Origin of the sequence: Uliginosibacterium sp. TH139 (assembly GCF_002855595.1) — a bacterium.
GTDB lineage: Bacteria > Pseudomonadota > Gammaproteobacteria > Burkholderiales > Rhodocyclaceae > Uliginosibacterium > Uliginosibacterium aquaticum.
In genome coordinates this window covers 107,711-130,788 of sequence record NZ_PKRR01000004.1, presented here as the reverse complement: position 1 = coordinate 130,788, position 23,078 = coordinate 107,711, and the positions used below count along the sequence as shown (strand labels likewise).

The 23,078-nt window shown below is 62.2% G+C and carries 18 protein-coding genes; 12 read left to right on the top strand and 6 right to left on the bottom strand.

Translation table 11 applies throughout. The annotated features are described in order from the left end of the window. Window positions 1-113: 113 nt before the first annotated feature. The 5 genes from parC to C0V76_RS10490 form a co-directional block, all read right to left on the bottom strand. A complete protein-coding gene (gene parC, locus C0V76_RS10510) occupies window positions 114-2,507 on the bottom strand; it encodes a DNA topoisomerase IV subunit A (protein WP_101942362.1) in 2,394 nt (797 codons plus the stop codon). An 89-nt stretch (window positions 2,508-2,596) separates the two neighbouring features. Beyond that, window positions 2,597-4,225, bottom strand: coding sequence for a methyl-accepting chemotaxis protein (locus C0V76_RS10505; protein WP_101942361.1), 1,629 nt, complete (start codon window positions 4,223-4,225; stop codon window positions 2,597-2,599). Between the two features lie 113 nt (window positions 4,226-4,338). Then, a complete protein-coding gene (locus tag C0V76_RS10500; protein ID WP_101942360.1) occupies window positions 4,339-4,803 on the bottom strand; it encodes a chemotaxis protein CheX in 465 nt (154 codons plus the stop codon). 2 nt (window positions 4,804-4,805) lie between these two features. Further along, window positions 4,806-5,177: a response regulator gene (locus tag C0V76_RS10495; protein ID WP_101942359.1), complete on the bottom strand. Its 372-nt coding sequence runs from the start codon at window positions 5,175-5,177 to the stop codon at window positions 4,806-4,808. Beyond that, window positions 5,174-7,207, bottom strand: coding sequence for an ATP-binding protein (locus C0V76_RS10490; protein ID WP_101942358.1), 2,034 nt, complete (start codon window positions 7,205-7,207; stop codon window positions 5,174-5,176). The genes C0V76_RS10495 and C0V76_RS10490 overlap by 4 nt, the downstream gene beginning before the upstream one ends. 902 nt (window positions 7,208-8,109) lie before the next feature. On the opposite strand from C0V76_RS10490, the gene C0V76_RS10485 reads away from it, so the two are divergent. The 4 genes from C0V76_RS10485 to C0V76_RS10470 all read left to right on the top strand — a co-directional run bounded on the left by C0V76_RS10485 (window position 8,110) and on the right by C0V76_RS10470 (window position 12,787). After that, complete coding sequence (locus C0V76_RS10485; RefSeq protein ID WP_101942357.1) at window positions 8,110-9,117, top strand: TRAP transporter substrate-binding protein; 1,008 nt, start codon at window positions 8,110-8,112, stop codon at window positions 9,115-9,117. Between the two features lie 73 nt (window positions 9,118-9,190). Next, window positions 9,191-9,796, top strand: coding sequence for a TRAP transporter small permease (locus C0V76_RS10480; protein WP_101942356.1), 606 nt, complete (start codon window positions 9,191-9,193; stop codon window positions 9,794-9,796). After that, entirely contained in the window at window positions 9,793-11,475 is a 1,683-nt protein-coding gene (locus C0V76_RS10475) for a TRAP transporter large permease (protein WP_101942355.1), read from the top strand. The genes C0V76_RS10480 and C0V76_RS10475 overlap by 4 nt, the downstream gene beginning before the upstream one ends. Window positions 11,476-11,629: 154 nt before the next feature. Then, the gene (locus tag C0V76_RS10470; protein ID WP_101942354.1) at window positions 11,630-12,787 is read left to right on the top strand and encodes an oligogalacturonate lyase family protein; all 1,158 of its coding nucleotides are present in this window, start codon (window positions 11,630-11,632) and stop codon (window positions 12,785-12,787) included. Between the two features lie 76 nt (window positions 12,788-12,863). Here C0V76_RS10470 and C0V76_RS10465 read toward each other — a convergent pair whose 3' ends face one another. Then, the gene (locus C0V76_RS10465; RefSeq protein ID WP_101942353.1) at window positions 12,864-14,783 is read right to left on the bottom strand and encodes an ABC transporter substrate-binding protein; all 1,920 of its coding nucleotides are present in this window, start codon (window positions 14,781-14,783) and stop codon (window positions 12,864-12,866) included. Window positions 14,784-15,052: 269 nt separating this feature from the next. Between C0V76_RS10465 and C0V76_RS20215 the strand changes: the two genes are divergently transcribed. From C0V76_RS20215 to C0V76_RS10425, 8 genes are read left to right on the top strand one after another with little or no spacing between them, the layout of a single operon-like run. Continuing rightward, entirely contained in the window at window positions 15,053-16,204 is a 1,152-nt protein-coding gene (locus C0V76_RS20215) for a methyl-accepting chemotaxis protein (protein WP_101942352.1), read from the top strand. An 11-nt stretch (window positions 16,205-16,215) separates the two neighbouring features. After that, window positions 16,216-16,584: a response regulator gene (locus C0V76_RS10455; RefSeq protein ID WP_101942351.1), complete on the top strand. Its 369-nt coding sequence runs from the start codon at window positions 16,216-16,218 to the stop codon at window positions 16,582-16,584. Window positions 16,585-16,598: 14 nt separating this feature from the next. After that, the gene (locus C0V76_RS10450; RefSeq protein ID WP_101942350.1) at window positions 16,599-16,904 is read left to right on the top strand and encodes a lipid asymmetry maintenance protein MlaB; all 306 of its coding nucleotides are present in this window, start codon (window positions 16,599-16,601) and stop codon (window positions 16,902-16,904) included. Beyond that, a complete protein-coding gene (locus tag C0V76_RS10445) occupies window positions 16,901-18,925 on the top strand; it encodes a chemotaxis protein CheA (RefSeq protein ID WP_101942349.1) in 2,025 nt (674 codons plus the stop codon). Before C0V76_RS10450 ends, C0V76_RS10445 begins: the two co-directional genes overlap by 4 nt. Before the next feature lie 15 nt (window positions 18,926-18,940). Next, window positions 18,941-20,566 (top strand): methyl-accepting chemotaxis protein, encoded by a 1,626-nt coding sequence (locus C0V76_RS10440; RefSeq protein WP_254048221.1) that lies wholly within the window; start codon window positions 18,941-18,943, stop codon window positions 20,564-20,566. Between the two features lie 8 nt (window positions 20,567-20,574). Further along, window positions 20,575-21,090 carry a chemotaxis protein CheW gene (locus C0V76_RS10435; RefSeq protein ID WP_101942348.1) on the top strand — a complete coding sequence of 172 codons (516 nt, stop codon included), beginning with the start codon at window positions 20,575-20,577 and terminating at the stop codon, window positions 21,088-21,090. Window positions 21,091-21,115: 25 nt separating this feature from the next. Then, complete coding sequence (locus C0V76_RS10430; protein ID WP_101942760.1) at window positions 21,116-21,937, top strand: protein-glutamate O-methyltransferase CheR; 822 nt, start codon at window positions 21,116-21,118, stop codon at window positions 21,935-21,937. A gap of 22 nt (window positions 21,938-21,959) precedes the next feature. Next, on the top strand, window positions 21,960-23,069 hold the full coding sequence (locus C0V76_RS10425) for a chemotaxis response regulator protein-glutamate methylesterase (protein WP_101942758.1): 1,110 nt from the start codon (window positions 21,960-21,962) through the stop codon (window positions 23,067-23,069). Window positions 23,070-23,078 lie beyond the last annotated feature (9 nt).

The following is a 23,078-nucleotide window of genomic DNA, read 5'->3' as shown; positions in this document are numbered from 1 at the left end:
GGAGCGTTCGACTCTGAACGCATCGCCGAAATCCGGCAAGCGGGCTTTGCCAGACCCTCAAACCGCAACGCCCGCAGGCCCGGCAAACCCGGTCAGCTGCGGGCGAAGCGGCTTCAGGCAGGGTTCTTGAGCGCGACCGGTTTGACCTTCGGCGTGAGCGTGCCACCCTTCCTCGCACGCTTGCCACGGCAGGCCTCGAGCGCCACGCCCTTTACCAGCAGCTCGACATCCTTGCCGCCGCGACCGGAGCCGATCACGACCACAGCGTCGGTCGGCGGGCAAGCAATGGCGCAGAGCTCTTCCTTCTCATCCAGCCCCATCACGATCATGCCGCGCCCGCGCGGCATCACCTTCATCTCGGCACGCGGGAAATACAGCAGCCGGCCATTGCCGGAAGCTGCGGCCAGCCAGTCGCCTTCGACGCGGGCCGGGACGAGCACGCTTTCCTTATCCTCGAGCGTCATGAAGGCCTTGCCGGCCCGCTGGCGGGTGACGAGATCTTCAAGCCGGGCAATGAAGCCATAACTGCCGGAGTTGGCAAAGAACCAGTCGCTCGCCGGATCGGCAGCAATCGCCTGGGCCACACGGGCACCAGGCTGGAGCTCGATCAGGGTGGTGAGCGGCACACCGTCGCCACGCCCACCCGGCAGATCACTGATGCGCACGGAATAGGCCCGGCCGGTCGTGTCGATCAGGATCAGGGGCCAGGGGGTGCGCGCTTCGGCCACCAGGAAGGCGGAATCGCCGCTCTTCCAGGAGAGCGTCTGCGGATCGATGCCGTGACCCTGACGGGTACGCACCCAGCCGTTTTTCGACAACAGCACGGTGACCGGCTCATCCAGCACCGGGGCTTCGACAGCGGCCACGGAGAGGGCAGCTTCAACCAGGGTGCGACGCTCGTCGCCATGCTTCTTGGTGTCCTCGCTGATCTCCTTGAGGATCAGGCGGGTCATGACGCTGCGGTTCTCGAGAATCTCGCGCAGACCGGCGCTTTCATCACGCAGACCGGCGAGTTCCTTCTCGATGGCGATGTATTCGAGCTTGGCGAGCTGACGCAGGCGGATTTCGAGAATGTCCTCGGCCTGCATCTCGGAGAGGCCGAAACGCGCGATCAGCTCAGCCTTGGGCTCGTCCGCTTCGCGGATCACCTTGATCACTTCATCGATGTGCAGCCAGGCGATCTGGCGGCCTTCAAGGATGTGGATGCGACGTTCGACCTGCCCCAGGCGGTGTTGCGTGCGGCGCTCGACGGTGGTGAAGCGGAACTCGATCCACTCGCGGATCAGGGTGCGCAGCCCCTTCTGCGCCGGGCGGCCATCCAGCCCGATCACCGTGAAGTTCATCGAGACAGAGGCTTCAAGACTGGTATGCGCGAGCAGCACACGCATCATCTCCTCGGGCGTCTGGGTGCGCGTCTTCGGCTCCAGCACGAGACGCACCGGAGCGAGATCGGAACTCTCGTCGCGCGCGGCATCGAGCACACCAAGCAGCAGCGCCTTGTTGTTCTTCTCGTCCTGACTGACTTCCTTCTTGCCAGCCTTGGGCTGCGGGTTGGTGACCGCTTCGATCTCGGACAGGATCTTCGAGCTCGACACACCATGCGGCAGCTCTTCGACGATCACGCGCCAAGCGCCACGCGCCAAGGTTTCGACACGCCAGCGCGCGCGCATGCGGATCGAGCCGCGACCGGATTCGTAGGCATCGCGGATAACCGAATCCGGCGAGATGATCTGGCCGCCGCCGGGAAAATCCGGCGCTGGCAGCACAGCGCGGATCTCGTCCAGCGTTGCTTCCGGTTTCTTGATCAGCAGCTGGGCGGCTGCGGCCACTTCGCGCAGGTTGTGCGGCGGGCATTCGGTGGCCATGCCCACGGCGATGCCGGAGGAGCCATTGAGCAGCAGCATCGGCAGACGCGCCGGCAGCAGCTTGGGCTCCTCGTCGCCGCCGTCGTAGTTGGGCACGAAATCCACCGTACCCATCTCGATCTCGGAGAGCAGAAGCTCGGCCAGCGGCGTGAGGCGCATTTCGGTGTAACGCATCGCTGCTGCGCCATCGCCATCGCGCGAGCCGAAGTTACCCTGGCCATCAATCAGCGGGTAACGCAGCGAGAAATCCTGCGCCAGGCGCACCGAAGCGTCGTAGATCGAGGAATCGCCGTGCGGATGCAGCTTGCCCATCACATCCCCCACCACGCGGGCGGACTTCACCGGCTTGCTGCCGGGCGCCAGACGCATGCGGTGCATGGTGTACAGGATCCGCCGCTGCACCGGCTTCAAACCATCTTCCACCTGCGGGAGAGCGCGGCCACGCACCACGCTCATGGCGTAAGCCAGATAGGCACGCTCGGCAAAGGCCGCGATCGGCAGGTGATCGTCCGGCAGCTCGGCAAGTGTCGGCAGGGCTGGCGGCGGAGGCGGTGCGGCGGGCTCGGCCGGGGCCTCAGCATGAGGCGCCTGAACGGGCTCGTCTGCAAACATGTCGGGTTCTTGGTCGATGGGGAGGCTCATGGCACAGCGCAGCAGGGGGTGAATCAGGCTGCCGATTGTAGCCCGGAAGGCCGGCCCGGCGATCCGGCAGAGCAGCTCGTGATGACCGCTCAGTACCGGAAGCGCCCGATCTCGCCTTGCAGCTGGCCCGCCAGAACTTCCAGTGTCCGGGTCTCGCGCAGCGTATCCGCAATGGACTGATCGTTGTTGCGGGCACTTGAGGCGATTTCATCCATGACCTGGTTGATGGCCTGCGATGCGGCAAGCTGTTCATGGGATGCGGCGGAGATCTCGTTCAGCCCCGAGCACACACGATCCACCCCTTCACTCGCGGTAGCCAGCGCCGCAGCCACCTGATCCAGAGCCTGCACGCTGCTGGCCAGGCGCGCGCCTCCGTCACGGATGGAACCACGCACCGTGCCTGAACGCTCAGCAATCCCGCCTGCCACCTTGTTGATCTGAAAAGCCGCATGGGCCGACTTCTCGGCCAGCTTGCGCACTTCATCGGCCACCACGGCAAAGCCACGCCCCTGCTCCCCGGCGCGTGCCGCTTCGATCGCAGCATTGAGGGCGAGCATGTTGGTCTGCTCGGCAATTTCCTTGACCTCACCTGAGAGATGGGTGATTGCATCAGTACTGGTCACGAATTCATCTGCGGCAGAGGCTATCTGGCTCACCGCATGCTCGACGGTACGAATATCCTGAACCAGGGTACGGACCCGCTGATTGCCCTGCCGGGATTCGGACTGGCTCGCCAACGAATCCTGCCTCACACGGTCCGCGCTGGCAGACACGACTTCAACCTGAGTCGTGATCTGCTCGACCGAGTTGGCCGCCTCCTGAGAGCGCTCGTTCTGGGCATGTGCTGCATCCATCAGGTCCGAAGCGTGACTGGCCAAGTCACGCGACGCCTGTGAAACCTTCCCGGCGACCTCTCCGGTGCAGCGAATCAAGCCCTGAAAAGTTTCCATGAGCTGATTGAAAGCCAGTGCGGCCCGGCCGATTTCATCTTCTCGCCCTACCGGCAGGCGTGCCCGCAGATCAGCATCCCCACTGGCGATGGTGTTCAGGCCTTGGGTCATGGCCGCGAGCGGAAGACTCACCACGCGCCGTACAAAGTAATAGACGAACCCCAGAACGGGAATACCCAGCAAAAGAGCGAGCCCGATCAGTTTGGCGGTAAAAAGATTCGCGGTATGCCCAGCCTCTTTCAGCGAAATACGCATGCTCACCACCCCAAGCACCTCCCCCTGCTTGGCCAATGCATGACAGCTCAGGCAGTTCTTGCCCAGATAATCAAGCTGAGCAATGGCAGGCAGCACAGCCACCAACTCCTCAGCCACCGGATCGTGCCGGTAGAGTGGCTGAGCACTGGCAAGAACAGCGGCCTCATCTGCGTCAGGCTTGAGAGGCGTAGCTGTGCCGGGCCCGAACTGCCGGGCCACCGCATCCGCCCGGATAACACGCAAACGGCTCACATCTCGGGCATTAGCAACCTGATCAAGATAAGCCGCACGCTCCCCCACGGTGCCGGTGATCATCATGGCCGTGAGTGCCGCCATGGTCATCTGATGCACGCTTTCGGCAAATTTTTCGGCCTGCCGTTGAGCCATGGCCTGCTGCTCGGCATGCGTCCAGTAGATGCTCACAGCCCAAGCGAACAGGATCATCAGGCCGATGCAACCCACCAGACGGACCCATACGGGCGAGCTTGGATTTGCGCGTGGCACATCGGACATCAAAGGATCCCTTGTCAGATAGGCGCTCAGGCGGAGCACCTTTCTGCTTTAACGGACACCCGTGCTGCTTTTAAAGCATCGGGATTACCCTTGCCCTTTAAGGCGATGTCAGCTCATTGCCGCCCGGTCTTCAGATCCACCACCACCATGGCGTCAAAGCCATGCCAGGAGAGCGGCACCACATAAGGACGCGGTTCGCTGGACGGTTTGAAGGCAATACCGGCCGCACGGCGCGGCACCGAGATTTCCAGCCCCTCACCCAGCTCCTTGCGGGCACGGCCGGAGAACATGTTGGCGATCTCGCCCACCAGATCGAGGTGATCGGCATCCGTGATGGTGTCCATGCCGCTCGCCACCAGAAGGTGCGAGAGCATGCCGCGCGGGGCGGCAAAGCACAGGCTGCCACTCCAGTCGCCACTCACGTCAACGATGCCGGCATAGTCGAAGAAAGGCAGGTACTGATCGGTATCCGCCAGAAAGGCTGAGCGCACCTCGGCGCGGTCGCCGGTGGAGTGCTTGAAGTAGTGGGCGACGGACTCGACGAAAGCCTTGAGTTCCTGTTCCTGGATGGCACGCATGTTCAGTCCCTTAACAATTCCTTGAGCCCCTCGACCAGTTCTTCGCTGGTGAAGGGTTTGTGCAGATAGCCGTGCGCACCGTTGGTCATGGCCTGTAGCGCCGTCTTGCGATCCCCCAGGGCAGACACGACGAGGATGCGCATTTCGGGCGAGAGCTTGACGAGCCCCTTGATGCAGGTGACGCCATCCATATTGGGCATGGTCAGATCCATGGTGACCACGTCCGGCAGGTGCTTGCGCGCCAGCTCCAGGGCTTCAACGCCATGGCGGGCCGTCCCCACGAGTTCGAGGCGCGGCAGATCCGGATGGGTGGCGAGTTGGGCGATGCGGTTACGGATCACCGAAGAATCATCCACGACGAGCAGTTTCATCATGCTGCGAACTCCACACGGAACTCGGTGTAACGCCCGGGCTGGGTGAGCAGGCGCAAGCGTCCGCCGATACGCTGCACGGCATGATTGACGACATCCAGGCCTACACCTCGCCCGGCATGCGAATCGACCTTGTCAGCAGTAGAAAAACCGCGCCGGAAGATGGCCATGATGACCTGCTTGTCGGAGAGTTCGGCGAGCTCGGCAGAAGATAGCTGGCCGCTGGATTCGAGCTGCTCGCGCAGGCGCTTGGCACACAGACCGCGGCCATCGTCACGCACCGAGAGGGTGAATTGCTCGGAACCATTGGTGGAGAGCTCGATGCGGATCTCACCGGCGGTGGGCTTGCCGGCACCCGCGCGCTCAGACGGGCTTTCGATCCCGTGCACCACCGCGTTGCGCACCAGCTGCGCGGCAATCACGCGCAGCGCGCTGGCCGCCTGCTGAGGCAGCATGTCCAGCGGATCAAGATGAACGCGCGCCTGTACGGCCTTGCTGTAATCATTAGCTACCCGCTTACACAGATCCTCGATGGTGGCGCAGAAGTCGGCCGGTGGCTGCTCGGGCTGTTCGGCGTATTTGGATGCCATGCCGCGCAGCCAGCCCATGCGTTCGAAGAGCTTTTGCAGGGCGACGGAGATGCCGATCAGTTCATCACCAGACAGCTCGTCGCGCCCCCTCAGACGAGCGAGCAAGTCTTCGAACTGATCGGCATCCCGCACCACAAAATCGAGCCCCAGCATCGAGGCATTGCCCTTGATCGAATGCACCACGCGGAAAATCTGTGCGGTGAGCTTGCGATAGTCACCGGGGCCGCCATTGACGGCTTTAAGGCGATCATTGATCTCGAGTAGCCCCCCTTCAGCTTCGGCAATGAAACCCATCAAGGTGGCCGGCTGCATCTGCACCAGGCGCAGCATCACATTGAGCTGCTCGTTGGCATGGCTGCGCGCGGTGGAGAGCTCGCCGCGCAGCGCCACCAGTTCGGACACATCGGCCACCGTCACGAGCAGATGGATCAGCTTGCCATCGACCATCACGCGCGTGAATTCAAAGTTCAGGTAGCGGGCACCCTTTTCGGTGAGCACGCCCACTTCACGCAGCGGATTGAGCTCGCGCACCAGGGCTTCCTTGACACGATCCCCGAGCAGCAGGCGGGCGTACTGAATGGCCTGCTCATGGTCATCCAGGCTGAGGATGTCGCGCAGGATCATGCGGAAGTCATCGCCCTCGCTCACCGTGCGCCCGAGCAGGCCCGAAACAGAGGCCGAAAACTGGCCGCCGATGCGGAATTCACGGTCAATCAGGATCAGGCCTTCGCGCACTGTGCCAAGGATTTCAGCGGTTTCGCGCTCGGCCGCGGCAGAGCGCGCATCACTCTCGCGCAGGCGGCGGATGAATTTCACCAGGATGAAGGCAAAGTTGAGCAGGGCCAAGATGATGCCGGCCGTCTGCACCTCACGCAGCCACTGGGCCTTCTGCGAAGCCACGGCTTCGAGGCGTACCGTGAGCTCGTTCATCAGCCCCAGCAGACGGGCATTGTGGGTGCGGGCCTGACTGGCAGCGGCGATCACGCTCGTCTCGCCCAAGGTATCGGCCGCCGTGCGCAGCACCTGGCTATACGGCTGCCACAGCGCCCTGGCCTCGCCCAGAATGCGCTGACCATCGATATCGCTCACCTTATCAAGGCGCACCGTCTTGCCATCCGCCCCCTTCACCGCACCACCTGCGGCGAAGGCGTTCAGGCTCTGCTCGAAGAGTGCCACCGCATCACCTAGCTCGCGCGCCACAGCCACCTCCATGCTCTGCTCGCGACGCCCGGCCTCCAGCATCAGGGCGGACTTGGCCATCCGTTGCGAAAGCATGCGCTGGCGGCCGGCAAGGTTGATGGCCACGGCATCCGCCGCGATCTGATAGGAGGTGTAGAAGTTGAGGACCAGGACTGCGAGGTCGAACACAAGAAAGAAAGCGACCGCGAGCACGATTTCGCGGTACTTGCCGAGAAGGCTCTCGGCGCGTTTGGGGGTTTGCATTGTTCTGTCTCCGTTTATGGCCAGCTGTGCCGGCACCGTGACAGTGCAAATTTCAGGCCCGGACGCCACAAACCTTGCCAGACGGCGATTTACACACCGCCAATGGTCGTTTTTCACCCCTCAACGGTGCATACACGCACCGGCTTGGGGAGAAACCAGAAGCTGCGCGTAAGAGTCGGTCTTACAGACGGCGCTCAACCATTACCTCCTGCAAGGCCTCGATCTACGTCTCGTGGCGAAAGGGCATAGAAGACACCCGCAGCCTTCACGAGGAGTGTGGCAGGCAGCCTTCTCATCCTGCACGCGCACTCGTGCTCGGCAAGATTCGTCAACAAATGTTGCAGCCCCACGCACAGTCGGCTCGCGCCCGCTTCCGAAACGGCGCGCAACAGGCCACCGGAATCGGGCCAGAAGGGCAGCCACACTCAGGACAAAAGCATTTTCAAACGCGCGCAGCGCTCGATCTAGGAGCGCTTTCCAGGCTATCGGAAAAGCGCGCAAACAGCCCTGACAGAAAGGCTTTCAGCCCCCCTGCCCTTTGTCACCAAGCCATACCGCAGCCCGCCGGACAACCAGGGTCCTGCACAGCCTGTGCGCTTACCACTCATTCTTCCGCCTGAACAGGCAGTTCTGCGCCCACCTCGCCTGGCGCGCGTACGTGACACCAGGGACACGTCAGGAAAACCCCGATGCCACGCGGCATCTGTCACAGAGCACACTGCGCGCATTCGTACGCTCAACGTCCGAAGTGCCGCGCACAAGCGGGCTGGCAGCCATCCTTGCCATCAAGCCTTGTGTCACCCCCGACGGCAGGCCTTGCTGCAGCTGCGTTATGCAAGTCTGCCCGCATTGCATATAAACAAGGGAAGGCTCATCGCCTGCCCCCAGAGGAGAACCGCATCATGAATATCCGCCGCACCCTGTTGCTGGGCCTCATGGCACTTGCCACCAGCCCGCTGGCCTTCGCACAACAACCCATCGTCATCAAGTTCAGCCACGTCGTGGCCAAGGACACGCCCAAAGGCAAGGCGGCCGACCAGTTCGCCAAGCTCGTCAATGAACGCGCCGCAGGCAAACTCAAGGTCGAGGTCTATCCCAACAGCCAGCTCTACAAGGACGGCGAGGAAATGAACGCCATCCAGCTTGGCGCTGTGCAGATGCTGGCTCCGTCGCTGGCCAAGTTCGGCCCGCTGGGGGTACGCGAGTTCGAACTCTTCGATCTGCCCTTCATCTTCGATGACTACAACGCGCTGCATCGAATCACCAACGGCCCGGTAGGTGCCAGTCTGCTCAAGAAGCTAGAGCCCAAGGGCATCGTCGGCCTCGCCTATTGGGACAACGGCTTCAAGGATTTCTCGGCCAACAGGCTGACCAAGAAGCCCGAGGACTTCAAAGGGTTGAAAATGCGCATCCAGTCCTCGAAGGTGCTCGAATCGCAGATGCGCAGCCTCGGCGTGATCCCGCAGGTGATGGCTTTCTCCGAGGTCTATCAGGCGCTGCAGACCGGCGTGGTGGATGGCACGGAGAACCCGCCGTCGAACTTCTACACCCAGAAGATGCACGAGGTGCAGAAGTACATGGTGCAATCGCACCACGGCTACCTGGGCTACGCGGTGATCATCAACAAGAAGTTCTGGGACGAACTCTCGCCCGATCTGAAGAAGATCGTCTCCAGCGCCATGGATGAATCCACTCGCTATGCCAACGCGATTGCCTTGAAGGAAAACGCCGACGCCACTGATGCGGTGAAGGCCTCTGGCAAGACCCAGGTCGTGGCTCTCTCGCCAGCAGAGCGCAGCGAACTGAAGAAGGTCATGGTGAAGGTGCACAAAGAGCAGGAATCGCGCATCGGCACCGAGCTGATCAAGTCAGTCTACAAGGAAACCGGTTTCGACCCGGCCAAACCCTGATCAAGCCGCACAGCACGAAGGGGGCGCAAGCCCCCTTCGTGTTTTTCCCTTCGCCCCTGCTCAGGAGCCTCGCATGAAAATCCTCGATCATCTTGAAGAGTGGCTGATCGCCAGTCTGATCGGTGCAGCCACCCTGATCATCTTCCTCGCCGTAGTGCACCGCTACCTCGCCGGCATCGAAATCCCCTATCTGCAAGACTGGCTGCTCAGCCTGCATCTTGGCTGGGCCCAAGAGCTCACGATCATCATGTTCGTGTGGATGGCCAAGTTCGGCGCCGCCTACGGCGTGCGCACCGGCATCCATGTCGGCGTGGATGTGGCGATCAACGCCCTGCCCGAACGGATCCGCAACCGCTTCATCCTCTTCGGCCTCTTCGCCGGCGCGCTCTTCACCGCGATCATCTGCGTGCTCGGCTCGCGTCTGGTGTGGGGCAACGGGCTGAACTACGAATACAACCAGCTGATCGGCAGCACCGAATTCGTGCCGGAAGGTCCGGTCACGCCGGATCTGGAATGGCCCACCTGGGCGGTGTTCCTGGCCGTACCGCTGGGCTCGGCGCTGATGTGTTTCCGCTTCCTGCAGGTGGCCTGGAGTTTCTGGCGCAGCGGCGAATTGCCGCATCACGATCACGGCGCGGTCGCCGGACTTGACGACGAAGCAGAAGGGAGCCGCGCATGAACGCCGCCATCATTTTCGGACTGCTGCTGGCCCTGATGCTCACCGGGATGCCAATCTCGATCTCGCTCGGCCTCACGGTGCTAACCTTCCTCTACACCATGACCCAGGTACCAATTGAATCGGTAGCGATGAAGCTGTTCACCGGCATCGAGAAGTTCGAGATCATGGCGATCCCCTTCTTCATCCTCGCCGGCAACTTCCTGACTCACGGCGGCGTGGCGAAACGCATGATCAACTTCGCCACCTCGCTGGTCGGCCACTGGCATGGCGGCCTGGGGCTTGCCGGGGTGATGGCCTGTGCGCTGTTCGCAGCGGTCTCCGGGTCCAGTCCGGCCACCGTGGTGGCGATCGGTTCGATCCTGATGCCGGCAATGGTGAAAGCGGGCTTTCCAAAAAATTTCGGCGCTGGCGTGATCACTGTTTCAGGCGGGCTGGGCATTCTGATTCCGCCCTCCATCGTGATGGTGATGTATGCAGTGGCCACCAATGCTTCAGTCGGCGCGCTGTTCATGGCCGGCGTGATTCCCGGTGCGGTGCTGGCCTTACTCCTAGGGCTGATGACCTGGTGGCGCGCGCGCAGCCTGAATGTGCCGCGCATCATGGCCTTCCCGGAACGCAACGGTCTGCAAGCCACCATTGGCAGCTTGTTTGGCGTGTTCTATGCGCTGATGTTCACCGTCGTGCCGCCGTTGATCCTGGGCAGCTTCGTTGCCGCGCTGGCGCCCAAGCTAGGAGGCTTCGGCTGGTTTCTAGCCGCTACGTTCTGGCTTGCGCTCGCTCCGTGGACGACGAAAAACAAATGGGTCACGCGCATTGTCTATGTAGGTCTGATCGTACTCGGTGTGCCGGTCGCAGCCAGCGTGGCCCTTATCCAGACCTTTGGCGATCTGCCCACGCTTTATGCCGCTTTTATCCCGGTCGCACTGATGCTCGGCTGGCTCACGCTGATTCAGGCCTGTGGCGCCTACACGAAGATCGCGCCGACCTTCAGGTTCGAGCTGATGTGGGAGTCGCTCGAAGTCTGGCGCGCCTACTGGAACAGTATCTGGGGGCTGCTACTGATCATCGTGGTGATGGGCGGCATCTATTCGGGCCTGTTCACGCCCACCGAAGCCGCCGCCATGAGCGCGGTGTATGCCTTCGTGGTGGCAGTATTCGTTTACAAGGATCTGCGCCTCAAGGACGTGCCGGGCGTGCTGCTGTCGTCGGCCAATATGAGTGCGATGTTGCTCTACATCATCACCAACGCGGTGATGTTCAGTTTCATCCTTACCAACGAACAAGTGCCGCAGCAACTGGCCGACTGGATGATGAGCATGGGGCTGGGCCCGATCGCGTTCCTTTTGGCAGTCAATATCCTGTTGCTACTCGCCGGCAACTTCATGGAACCCTCCTCCATCGTTCTGATCATGGCGCCCATCCTGTTCCCTGTGGCGGTGAAGCTGGGCATCGATCCGGTCCACTTCGGCATCCTGATCGTGGTGAATATGGAAATCGGCATGTGCACACCGCCGGTAGGGCTGAACCTCTTCGTGGCCTCCGGCATCGCCAAAATGGGGCTCACCGAAATCACCAAAGCCACCGGACCTTGGCTCTTCACCATGCTGGCTTTCCTGGTATTGGTCACCTACTGGCCGCCGCTGTCATTGTGGCTGCCGAAAACGCTGGGCATGATGTAGATCGATCACTTCACACACTCAAAACGGGCGGGTCTCCTTACGGAGAACCGCCCGTTTTTCATGACAGTACAGAAAATTCCGTAGCAGCCCCGCCCAAAAAACAGCTTGGCAGACAAGGGTAGAATGCCCCCTTCATCTCTGGAGGAAGTCTTTCATGCCTAAAGGCCGCAGCATCCAGTTTCACTTCCAAGAATTCCGCGACCCCGACACCGGCGTACGCGTGACCCGCCTCTCACCGCCCGACGTAGCCTGCCCGCGCAACTACTTCTATCAGAAGTGCTTCACCAACGATGGTCGCAAACTGCACTTCGGTGGCGAGTTCGACGGGGTGTTCAACATCTGGATGCTGGATCTGAATACGGGCCTCGCCCGCCAGATCACCGAGGGTACGGGCGATAACTATCACGGCGCCTATCTCTCGCCCGACGATCAGTACCTCTTCTACACCAAGAGCGGGCGCGAGCATCGCCGGGTGGATCTCGCCACCCTCGAAGAGAAAATCATCTATACCGTGCCGCCAGAGTGGAAAGGCGCCGGCACCTGGGTGCCCAATTCCGCCTGTACGCACATCGCAGCGATGGAAATCCTGCAGGCCGATGTGGTGACCGGCGTGAGTGGCTGGGAGCGCTTTCGCAAGCAGTTCGAGGTCAATCCGCGCCAGCGCCTGATGGATATCGATATCGCCACCGGCGAAGCCCGCGTGGTGCTGGACCAGCGCCGCCACATGGGGCACCCGATGTTCCGCCCCTTCGACGACAGCATCATGGGCTTCTGCCACGAAGGCCCGCACGATCTGGTCGATGCACGCATGTGGTTCATCAATTCCGACGGCACGAACCTGCGCAAGGTGAAGGAGCACGCGCCGCACGAATCCTGCATGCACGAATTCTGGGTGCCGGACGGCTCCAGGCTCATGTATGTGAGCTACACCAAGGGCGATCAGGATCGCTTCATCGGCGCAGCGGACCCGGTGACGCTCGTCAATGAGAACATCATGGCGATGCCGCCCTGCGCGCACCTGATGAGCAATTTCAACGGCAGCCTGCTGGTGGGCGACGGCGCCGGCCAGCTCGGTGACGTGGCAGACAAGGACGGCCACGCCTTCGAGGCCGATCCTTACATCCACCTCTTCGACATGGCCAGTCGCAGCCACCGCAAGATCTGTCGCCACGACAGCACCTGGGCCGAATACAAGGGCAACACCCAGGCCACCCATCCGCACCCGTCCTTCACGCCGGACGAGAAGCAGGTGCTCTTCGGCAGCGACCGAGAAGGCAAACCGGGGCTGTATCTGGCGGATCTGCCGAACTAAGCTGCTCGGCGCCTGCACTCCTGAGCGACAAAAATGGCGACCCTCGGGTCGCCATTTTCATGTGCGCAGCCCGGCCCTATTTCACGTAATAGAACTGCTGCGGCAGGGTGGCGCCGGGCGAAGCGTAGGTCCAACCGTAAGGGAAGCGCTCGGGCACATTCATCAGCTTCGCGTTGCGAATGCCGGTGGTGGGCGGATTGCGCACCGTGCCGATGATCTCGAACTCTTCCTGACACAGGGCCAGGATCTGGCGGAACAGCTCGTCAGCCTCGCGATCCGATCGGGCACCGATCCACTGGTCGTAAAGCTTGAGGCGCTTCTGCATGTTTTCGGTCGGCGCTTCGCCTTCCTTGCCATGGGTTTCGTACCAGCGCACCCAGGGCAGTCCCTGGCGCGATTCGGTGGCATGCACGGCCACGTAGCCACGCGGGTCCAGCGTCGGATCCATGCCGCCGTTGAGGCCTTCGATCACCGTATCGTAATCATTGGTCTTGGCGCGGTCGTAATGCAGGGTGCGCTCGGCCGGGCGGATCACCAGTTCGATGCCCACATCCTTGAAGTGCTTGCGGATCAGCTCCGAGTTTTCCATGGCCTGACTGGAGGACACCATCACCGAGTGATACAGACTGATCCGGCCGCCCGACGGATACTGGCGATAACCATCGCCATCCCGCTTGGCGAGGCCCAGCTTGTCGAGCAGGGCGTTGGCCTGTTTGGGGTCATAGTCGGTGTATTGCTTGGCCAGCTTCTCGTTGTAGAGCCGATGCTGGCGCAGCGGCCCGATCTGCCAGGGCTCGCCCTGGCCCAGATAGACGATGTCGTTGATCTCCTTGCGATTGAGTGCGAGCGACAGGGCGATGCGGAAATCCTTGGTACGGATCAGCTCGCGCAGCTTGGCGTTCTTCGTCGTGTAGTTCAGGAACAAGGCACCCGAATTGGTCGGCGTGGGCACCAGATTCAGGATCGTGTATTTGCCCTTGGCGGCATTTTCGGAAAGCAGCGGCCGATTCTGGATCGCATCGATATGCCGCACCTGAAAGTCCAGCTGGCCATTGATCGCGGCCAGCACGATGGTTTCGATCTCCGAGATCACCTGGAACTGGACCTTGTCCACATAAGGCAGTTGCTGGCCCTTGCTGTCCACCTGCCAGAAATACGGATTTCGCTGCATCAGCACCTTGGTGGCGCCGCCGCTGTAGGGCTCCTTCACCACCCACGGGTCCAGCGTTGGCTTGTCGGGATTGCCCCAGCGCGTGGGCGCCTCAGGCTCACCACACTTGATGCGCAAGAGCTGGGCCCAATCCTTGGCGCTGGCGGCCTTGATGAGCTCATCCACCTTCGGGTTGTACTTCGGGTGGAACTGGCTGCAGTAGTGCTTGGGGAACATCACCGGATGCTGACCCAAGGGAGTTGCCAGTTGCTCGACGAACTGGCGATAGGTGCCGGCAAACCTGAAGCGCACGGTCTGCTCGTCGATCTTGTCGACCTGCATCGGCTTGTCGTTGATCTGGTATTGCGCCGGCATCGCGTTGAGAAACTGCTTGTTGGCCAGGAGATCATTCACCGCGAACAGGATGTCGTCGCTGGTAAAAGGAGCGCCATCCGACCAGCGCAGGCCACGGCGCAACTTGAAGATGTATTCGGAAACATCGGCGTTAGTACTCCAGCTTTCGGCCAGATTCGGTACCACACCAGAGAAATCCAGCTTCCAGCGGGCGAGCCCCTGCACCCCGATCATGCGCAGGATCGCATTGCCATCTCCATTGCCGCGCAGGGCCGAGCGAATCGTTCCGCCGTACTGGCCGGGCTTGCCCTGGCTGATCACTTCCGGTTTCTCCGGCAAACGCTGGGCCAGCGCCGGCAACTTGCCGGCCACCACCTGTGCGGCCAGCTCCGGGGCCTCGCCCGCCCAGGCCGCCCCGGCCCACATTCCGGCGGCGATCAACAAGCCTGCCACCACGCGTGGCCAGGCACGCTGTGGATTCAGTTTTTTCATAGTGGTCTCCCCCTGCCATTCATTGGCAGGCGGGATTCTGCCCGATCAAATCTGCCGGCCCGGCTTATGTTTTCTGCCCCTGCAGAAAGCACTTCTGCTCCGCCACAAAGCACTTCGGGCACCACTTCGTAAAAGACTGATACAGGCTACGCAAAAGCCCTGCCCAAAAGTACATGGTCCATCAAGCCACAAGGCAGGAAAACCGTTATGGCTCCTGCACGGGCGGACTCTTTCTGCCGCGTGCGGACTTGATCTGATCGGGGGAAAGCATGTCCGCTCCAACAGCCAGTGTGCGCGTCCGCGCCCTTGCCGGCACCAATCTGCTGGCCATGACATTGCTTGCCAGCAGCGGGTGGGTGGGCTTTATTGTCGGCCTGGTGATGGGCGCACTGATGCTGTGGCTACTCGCCAGCACCGATCAAACCAGCCCCGCCCAGCCGCTGAGCTTCAGTGAGCCGCTCGTCAGCAGCCCACCCAGCGGGCCCGAGCAGCATGTGCGCGAACGCTATTTCGCCGTCGCCCATGGTGTCGTGCCGCTGTGGCTGCGTCATATCCAGTCGGTGCGCCAGCAACTCGATGAAGCCTCCGCCCAGCTCGCCAGCCAGTTCTCCGGTATCAGCCAATTGCTGGGCCAGGTCAGCGGTGCAGACGACAGCCAGGCGGCGATTGCCGCCGTGCAGCGCGCCGAGAGCGGCCTGCGACAGATCAGCAGCACCATCGATCGTGAACACGAAATCACCACGGCACTCATCAACCAGATCGCCAGCGTAGCCAGCCATATGGAAGGCCTGCGCTCGATGGCTGCCCAGGTCGGCGCAATTGCCAACCAGACCAATCTGCTGGCCCTCAATGCCGCCATCGAAGCCGCACGCGCGGGTGAAGCAGGGCGCGGTTTTGCGGTGGTGGCCGACGAAGTACGCAAGCTGTCGACCCAATCGGCCGACACCGGCAAATCGATTGCCCGCACCGTGCAGACCATCAACGATGCCATGAGTACCGCGATGCAGCTCTCCGAACAGGCCGCGACCCAGGAAGAGCTGATGCGCAAGGAATCTGCCGCCACCGCGCACGACATCGTCGAGGAATTCAACGCCGTCACCTCGCGCATGCAGGCTTCCATGCAGGCACTGCAGGAAGAGCGCAACACCGTGCGCAGTCATGTTGAAGAAGTGCTGGTGCGCATGCAGACGCATGACCGCATCAACCAGGTGATGGATCACGTGTGCATCGATATGAGCCGCTTCGACGAAGTTTCGCAAGACATCGCCGCACGCGGATTCCAGGCCGTCGACATGCCTTCGCTGGAGGAGTGGCAGGCCGAGCTCTCCAAGAGTTACACCATGCTCGATCAACACCGCGTGCACCGCGGCGAGGCCAGCCCGGCAGCCGCCACTGCCGCGCCGGCGATCACATTTTTCTGAGGACCCTGTTTATGGCCAAAACCATCCTGATTGTCGACGACTCATCCAGCCTGCGCATCACGCTCGCCATCGCTCTCAAGGGTGCCGGCTACGAAGTGGTGGAAGCCTGCGACGGCAAGGATGCGCTCACCAAGCTCGACGGTCGCAAATACAACCTGATCGTTTCCGACGTGAACATGCCGAACATGGACGGCCTCACCTTCGTGAAAGCCGCCAAGCTACTGCCTGCCTACAAATTCACCCCGATCATCATGCTCACCACCGAGAGCGATCCGGCCAAGATGGCGGATGGCAAGGCTGCCGGCGTGCGAGCCTGGGTGGTCAAACCCTTCCAGCCGCCCGCCCTGCTCGATGCCGTCTCCAAACTGATCGCCCCCTGACCGGAGAAGCTCCGATGGAACTCACGATTCTTGATCCGGGCCCGCAGCGGCGCATCGCGCTGGCCGACGAAGTCAGCATCGCCGACGCCGCCGAACTGCGCGACGCCCTGGCGCTGGCACTCACCACCTCCGAACAACTGGAGTTGGATCTCTCCGGCCTGGAGAGCATTGACATAGCCGGCCTGCAGATCCTCACCGCCCTGCTGCATGAATCCCATCCGGTGCGCATCACGGCCCCCTCGGAAGCTTTCGTGCAGACCGTTGAACTGCTGCAGCTCGAACCGCTGCGCAGCGCCTGCCAACAGGAGGCCCTCGCATGATCGATCTGGACCGCGCCCGCGCCGCGCTCATCGAAGAATCGCGCGAACTTCTGGCCGCCATGGATGCGGCACTCCTGCGCATGGAGCAGGAAGGACCGGACCCGGAGGACATCAACGCCGTATTCCGTGCAGCGCACACCATCAAGGGTTCGGCGGGCCTCTTCGGCCTCGAACTGATCGTGGATTTCACTCACGTGATGGAAAGCGTGCTGGTGCAGGTCCGCCAGGGCACGCTGCATGCCGATGCCACCCTGCTCTCGCTGATGTTCGACTGCGGCAGCTACATCAGCCGCCTGATCGACGAACTCGAACAAGGCCATGAGCACAGCGAGCCAGACCCGGACCAGCGCGCGCATCTGCTCGCAGCCCTCAACACCTGCCTCGGCAAACCGGCCACCAGCGCCAGCACGGCCACCGGCAACGCCCCGGTCAGCACTGCCAACGCGCTGCACCACTGGCGCATCAGCCTCAGTTTCTATCCCGAAGTGCTGCGCGATGGCATGGATCCGCTGTCCTTCATCCACTACCTCGCGCGCCTCGGCGAGATCGTGGCCATCCATACCGACAGCGACAGCCTGCCGGCACTTGCCGACATGGATCCTGAATGCTGTTACCTGCGCTTCTCGATCCTGCTCGATTCGATTGCCAGCCAACAGGAGATTTCCGCCACTTTTGATTTCGTGGCCGAGGGCAGCGACATCCGCATCGAGCGCATCGAGGCGCCGGCACCGCAGCCTGGCTCCAGCGAAACCACCGCCCAGCCCGCCGCCCCAGGCGCCAGTGCCCCGCGCGCACCGCGCCGTGCCACTGGCGAGCAGACCTTCGTCAAGGTCGAGGCACGCAAGCTCGATGAACTCATCAATACCGTCGGCGAGCTGGTGATTGCCGCTGCCAGCGGCCAGCTCTTCGTGCGCCAGCAGCAGTTTTCGGCCGTGGGTGAAGTGATGGGCGAGATCGAAAAGCTCGTCGAGCAGATCCGCAACAAGAGCCTCAATCTACGCATGACGCCGATTGGCGAAATTTTCCAGCGCTTCCCACGTATCGTGCGCGACGTCGCCAAGGATCTGGGCAAGAAGATTGAGCTCTCGATCAGCGGCGCCGAAGCCGAGCTGGATAAATCCATGATCGAGAAACTCGCCGATCCGCTGCTGCACATCGTGCGCAATGCCATCGACCACGGCATCGAGCCCATTGAGCAGCGCCTCGAAGCCGGCAAGCCTGCCGAGGGTCGGCTGAGCCTGAATGCCTTCCAGGATTCGGGCGGCATCGTGATCGAGGTGCGCGACGACGGCCGTGGCCTCAACCCGGCCAGGATCCGTGCCAAGGCCATCGAGAACGGCCTGATTGCACCCGATGCCCAGCTCGACGAACAGGCCACTTTCGGCCTGATCTTCAAACCCGGCTTCTCAACCGCGGAACAGGTCACCGATCTTTCCGGACGCGGCGTGGGCATGGATGTCGTGCGCCGCAATATCGACGAGCTGCACGGCGCCATCGAGATCGAGTCGGTGCTCGGACAGGGCAGCACTTTCCGCATCCGCCTGCCCCTCACCCTGGCCATCATCGATTGCTTCCGCGTGATGGTGGGCGAGCGCAACTTCGTGATTCCGCTGGAACTGGTTCTCGAGTGCATCGAGATCGAGGACGAGCCGGACGCACAGGACATCATCAACCTGCGCGGCGAGCCGCTGCCCTTCGTCAAGCTCTCCGATGTATTCGGCATTCCTGCACACAGCAGCGGCGAATACCGCTCGATGCTGATCGTGCAGAGCGGGCGACGCCGCGCCGGCATCCTGGTCGACCGCCTCGTCGGCGAACTGCAAGCGGTGATCAAACCTTTGGGCTATCTCCTGTCCGGCATTCACGGACTCGGAGGCGCCACCATCCTGGGCGACGGCAAGGTCGCCCTGATTCTCGATGTACCGGCCCTCTTCGACCGCACCTCGCAGGTCGAAGCCAGCCGCGTGCGTCTGGCCGAACAGGGTGGCGAGCGCGCCCCCCGCACCATCCAGCTGTCCTGAACCAGGAGATTTGCCATGAAACTGATCCACAAGATGTTGCTTCTGGTCGTCGCGGCCCTTGCAGGCCTCGTCTTCCTCGCCTGGTTCTCCGGCAAGGAGACCACCAAAGTCTTCGAGAGCGCCAATTACGCCAATGAAAATACGGTGCCCTCGCTGCTGATCCTGAACGACGCCATCGATCCCTATGCCAAGAACCGTGTGCTGCTGTGGCGCCTGGCCATCTCCACCGACCCCAAGGATCGCGAAAAGCTGCAGAGTGACATGCTCACCAACGAAAAGCAGATCAACAAGGCACTGACTGACTATGAAAAAGTCGTCTCCAACGACAACGACGCCAAACTGCACAAGGCCCTGAAAGACGCCTTCGACGAATACTTCGGCTTCAAGAACAAGATTGTCGAACAGGTCAAAGCCACCAATGCCGACAGCCTGAACAAGACCGACAAGCTCGTCAGCCTGATGAAGGAGCACGCCACCTACACCGCCAAGCTCTCCAAGGCCTTTGACGAGATCCTCAACTACAACGCGCAAATGGGCAAAGACATGGCCGCCGAAGCACTCAAGGTTCGTGAAAGTGCTGAGAACGTTTCCTTGCTAGTGACCAGCATCTGCCTGCTGGCCGTTTTCGGCATTGGCGCCTTCGTCACCCTCAGCACCCTCCGCTCGCTCGGTGGCGAACCCGCTTATGTGGCCGAAATCGCCCGCCAGGTGGCCCAAGGCAATCTCGCCGTAGAGGTCAATGCCAAGAATAAGAACAGCGCCCTCGGGGCCATGAAACTGATGGTCGAGCGCCTCTCGGTGATCATGCAGAAAGTACGCTCCTCGGCCGATGCGCTGGCTTCCGCCTCCGAGGAACTTGCCGCATCCTCCTCCTCGCTGGCCCAGAACTCCGGCAACCAGGCCGCCAGTGTCGAAGAAACCAGCGCTTCGATGGAAGAAATCTCCGCCACCGTGTCGCAGAACGCCGAGAACGCCAAGGTCACCGACACCATTGCCGCCAAATCCGCCGACGGCGCCAAGCTCAGTGGCGATGCGGTCGCCGATACCGTTGCGGCAATGCGCCAGATCGCCGAGAAGATCAGCATCGTCAACAGCATCGCTTACAAGACCAATCTGCTGGCGCTGAACGCCGCCATCGAAGCCGGCCGCGCCGGTGACTATGGCAAGGGCTTCGCCGTGGTGGCCTCCGAAGTCGGCAAGCTGGCTGACCGCAGCCAGGCCGCCGCCGAGGAGATCAGTGCGCTCGCCAGCAACAGTGTCGGCCTCGCCGAACGCGCCGGCCATCTGCTAGGCGAAATGGTGCCCGAGATCGCCCGCACCTCCGACCTGGTCAGGGAAATCTCCGCAGCCTCGGGCGAGCAGCAAAATGGCGTGGCCCAGGTCAACATGGCCATGAACCAGCTCACCCAGATCACTCAGGCCAACGCGGCCGCTTCCGAGCAGCTCTCCTCGACAGCCGAAGAGATGAGCAGCCAGGCCGTCGAGCTGCAGCATGCCGTGAAGTTCTTCAAACTAAGGCATGAAGTGTCCAGCTTCATTGAACCCGAATCGAGCATCGACATACCGCGCAGCGCCAGCGAGAACCTCAGCAGGAGAGTCAAACCCGGCGAAGTCGATGAATCTCTGTTCACTGGATTCTGAGGTGCATCATGAGCAGCAATGACCAGAGTCCGCGCCGCTACCTCACCTTCACGCTACACAAGGAGGTGTTCGCGGTGCCGGTGGGGCCGATCCGCGAAATCATCGAGTATCCGGCCGTCACCGAAATCCCGCTGGCCCCCGAATTCCTGCGCGGCGTGATCAACCTGCGCGGCTCGGTGGTGCCCCTCATCGACATCGCCGCGCGCTTCGGCCGCGGCCCCTCGGAGATCACCTGGCGCACCTGCGTGATCGTGTTCGAGGCGAGCAGCGAAGACAGCCTCCATCAGCTTCTCGGCATCATGGTCGACACGGTGCACGACGTCCTGGACGTTGACCCCGCCCAGGTTGAGCCACGCCCCGAATTTGGTACCGTGCTGCGCACAGAATTCGTGGCTGGCATGATCAACCGCAACGGCAAGTTCGTGGTGGTGCTGGATATCGACAAGGTGCTCAACTCGCACGAGTTGCGCCGCCTCATCGACCAGACCGAGATGAACCCGCAAGCCGAGCCTGCCAGCGCCTGAGCGGGAGAAGCGCGTGGACATGCACATGCCCCGGCTTCCCCACCCGCTCTCCGATCAGAGCTTTGCCTGGCTGCAGGCTTACTTCGAACAAGCCAGCGGCATCCGGCTGCGCCCCGAAAAGAAGATGCTGGTCATCAGCCGGCTGCAGAAACGCCTCGAAGCCCGTCGCTTGCCGGGTTTCGAGGCCTACTGCGCACTGCTGCGCGATCCTGCCGAAGAAGCCGAGCGACAAAAAATGCTCGACGCCCTCACCACCCACGAAACCTATTTCTTCCGCGAGCCACGCCAGCACGAGCACTTTGCACAGACCGCCCTGCCCGGCTTCAAGCGCAAGCCGGTGAAAGTGTGGAGTGCCGCCTGCTCCAGCGGCGAAGAAACCTGGAGCCTGGCCATGCAGCTGGCTGAGCACTTCGGCCTGCATGGCTGGGAGCTCACCGGTAGCGACATTTCCACCCAGGTGCTGGAGCATGCCGCGCGCGGCCTGTATCCGCTTGAGCGCCTGCAGAACATGCCCGAGCACACGCTGCACCGTTGGTGTCGCAAGGGTCTGGAGCGTTACCACGGGCAGTTCCTGATCGCCCCCGCCTTGCGCCAGCGCGTGCGCTTCCAGCAGCACAACCTGCTGGAGCCTGCCAGCGCCCTGGGCGAATTTGATGTCGTGTTTCTGCGCAACGTACTGATCTACTTCGACGCCCCCCGGCGTAGCCGCATCCTCGCCCATGTCGTCGCCCGCCTGCAGCCCGGCGGCTACCTCTATCTGGGCGAATCCGAAACCCTTACCGCCCTGCCAGCCGGCATGCAACAGACCGGTACCGCAGTCTTCCGTCGCACCCAGCCCACAAAATGAGGAGAGCACTGTGATCAAAGTCATGATCATCGACGACTCGGCGGTCGTCCGCTCGGTACTGCAGGAAATCCTGCAGAAGCATCACGGCATCCAAGTCATCGGCGCCGCGCCTGACCCCATATTCGCCCTGCAACGCATGCAGACGCAGTGGCCCGATGTGATCGTGCTGGACGTGGAAATGCCACGCATGGACGGCATCACCTTCCTGAAGAAAATCATGGCCGAGCACCCCACGCCCACAGTGATCTGCTCCTCGCTCACCGAAGCCGGGGCCGAAACCACCATCCAGGCCATGGAAGCCGGCGCGGTGAGCATCATCACCAAGCCCACGGTGAAACTCACCGAATTCCTGCGTGATTACGAGGACGAGTTTCTCACCGCAATCCGCGAAGCCGCCGGCGCCCGCCTGCGCCCACAAGCCCTGCGTCGCCCCACGCCACCGCCCACACCGCCTTTCAGCACCCCGGCCGCGCGGGCCAGTCTGAGCGCCGAGCGTGCCAACGAAAAACTCACTGCCGATGCCGTACTGGCACCGCCCTCCGGGCGCAGCGCCATGGCCCGCACCACCGACCAGTTCATCGCCGTGGGTACCTCCACCGGCGGCACCCAGGCGCTCGAATATCTCTTTGGCTGCCTTCCGGCCACCACCCCCGGTATCGTCGTGGTGCAGCACATGCCGCCGATGTACACCAAGAGCTTCGCGGCCCGGCTCAACGAACGCTCGCCGATGAAGATCAAGGAGGCCGAAACGGGTGATCGCATCCTGGCCGGCCACGCCCTGATCGCCCCGGGCGGCAAGCATCTGGTGGTGCGGCGTAATGGCGCGCAATACGATGTGGAGGTCGTCGACGGACCGCTCGTGTCGCGCCACCGCCCCTCAGTGGACGTGCTCTTCCGCTCGGTCGCCAAATCTGCCGGCGCCAATGCCCTTGGCATCATCATGACCGGTATGGGAGACGATGGCGCGCGCGGCCTGAAAGAGATGTTCGATGCCGGCGCCCGTACCATTGCCCAGGATGAAGCCAGCTGCGTGGTGTTCGGCATGCCCAAGGAAGCCATCAAGCACGGCGGCGCGCGCGACGTGATGGGCCTCGAAGCCCTGCCCACCGTGATGCAGTCTTTCGGACGCTGAACAAGACAC